General features: G+C 45.7%; 1 protein-coding gene and 1 pseudogene. One reads left to right on the top strand and one right to left on the bottom strand.

What is annotated here, in order from left to right:
• Positions 1 to 239: pseudogene (locus R7Q47_RS23475) on the top strand (bifunctional NADH-specific enoyl-ACP reductase/trans-2-enoyl-CoA reductase); the annotation flags it as partial.
• A 78-nt stretch (positions 240 to 317) separates the two neighbouring features.
• Here R7Q47_RS23475 and R7Q47_RS23470 read toward each other — a convergent pair.
• Positions 318 to 1,949 (bottom strand): aspartate:alanine antiporter (locus tag R7Q47_RS23470; protein ID WP_318089500.1); only part of this gene is annotated, 1,632 nt, incomplete at its 5' end.

The raw sequence follows: 1,949 nt of genomic DNA, 5'->3' as shown, positions 1-1,949 counted from the left end.
GCGCAGCAGAAGTGGATGATATGAATCGTCTACGTCTGGATGACTGGGAACTGCGTGAAGATATCCAACAACACTGTCGTGAGCTATGGCCACAAATTACAACTGAAAACCTAAAAGAGCTAACTGACTACGTTGAGTACAAAGAAGAGTTCTTGAAGCTATTCGGTTTTGGTGTCGAAGGTGTTGACTACGACGCTGACGTAAACCCAGCTGTAGAAACAGACTTCATTCAAATCTAATTGATTGGAAAGATATGCAAAAGGCGCTCATTGAGCGCCTTTTTTGTATTTGATGATTTAGTCGTTCCGCCAAAACGGTTAACTAAGAATAATCAATATGGTACCAGCTAGTGTCATTAGGATGTTGGCTATCGCATAAGTACCCGCATAGCCAAGAGCAGGGATAGTCGATTTCGCGTATTCGTTTACGACATCCATCGCTGGTGCACAAGTACGTGCGCCAATGATCGCCCCGAATAGCAATGCGCGGTTCATCTTCAAAATGTATGCGCCAACAAGGTAAGCAAGCACAACAGGCACGACACTAACAATAAACGCAAGGCCGATCACCTGTGGGCCAACTTGAGTCAAGTGCTCGAACATCTTGCCACCAGCACTCAAACCGATACCGACCATAAAGAACATTAAACCAAGGTCTTTGACCATGTTTAACGCACCTTGCGGTACGTAGCCGAAAGTAGGGTGGTTGGCTCTAAGGAAGCCTAGTGTAATACCTGACAGCAAAAGGCCTACTGCATTACCTAAGCTAAACGACACTTGACCAAATGTCATGGTCACTAGGCCAAACATAATGCCAAGAATAAAGAAGCTACAGAACGCCAATAAGTCGGCCATTTGGCTGTGGATCGAGATAAAACCGATTTTCTCAGCAAGGCCATGTACACGACTCTTCTCGCCACTCACCTGAAGCACATCACCTTTGGCAAGAACAATGTCTAAATCCATTGGCATTTCGATTTGCGCACGAACTACGCGGTTAAGGAAACAACCGAACTCAGACAGGTTCAAATCAGATAGACGTTTGCCGGCAATCGCGTCGCTCTTAACGACAATCTCTTCTTCCACAATACGCAGATCGAGAAGGTTACGGTCGAACACTTCTTTACCGTTGCGGAAGCTTGGGTCCAAACGAGCGTGGCTGTCAGGGAAGCCTACCAGTGCTATTTCATCGCCTTCTTGCAAAATCGCATCACCATCAGGGTGGGCGAGAATACCATTACGGCGAATACGTTCAATGTAACAACCCGTTTGGCGGTAAATACCAAGTTCTCGTAAGTTTTTGCCGTCTGTCCAATCGATAAGCTCCGGGCCAACTCGATATGCGCGAATAATAGGTAGATAAACTTTGCGCTGGCTTGAGTTACCAAGGCCACGCTCTTGAGCGATTTGTTGAGCAGAGTCTGAAAGGTTCTGCTTTTGTAACTTTGGTAGCAACTTAGCGAACATGATCATGCTGATCAAACCAATCAGATAAGCCATCGCGTAACCTACGGATAGATTTTCTAATACCAAAGAAAAATCCATATTGCGCGGTATTGTTGCAAGACCTGAGTTCAAAGCATCTTGAGCACCAACTAGAACAGGTGTCGCCGTCAATGCTCCTGCCATCATACCGGCAGAAAGACCGAAATCGAGGCCAAAGTAGTGGCTTAAACCGTAAGTTAAGCTCACTGCAGCGACAAGCACGGTCATACTGAGGATGAAGTAGTGTTTACCATCCCTAAAGAAGATGCCAAAAAAGTTAGGTCCAGCTTCTATGCCAACGCAATAGATAAAGAGCATAAAGCCGATGGTTAGCGCTTCAGCGTTAAAGGAAAAGCCTAAATGACCCATGATCAGCGAGGTAATTAGAACACCTATAGAGTTGCCTAACTGTAGGTTTCCAAAGCGAATTTTTCCGATGGCAAGGCCAATGGCTAATACGACGAA

Source organism: Vibrio sp. Vb0349 (assembly GCF_033338975.1).
This window is presented reverse-complemented; position numbering and strand designations above follow the sequence as displayed.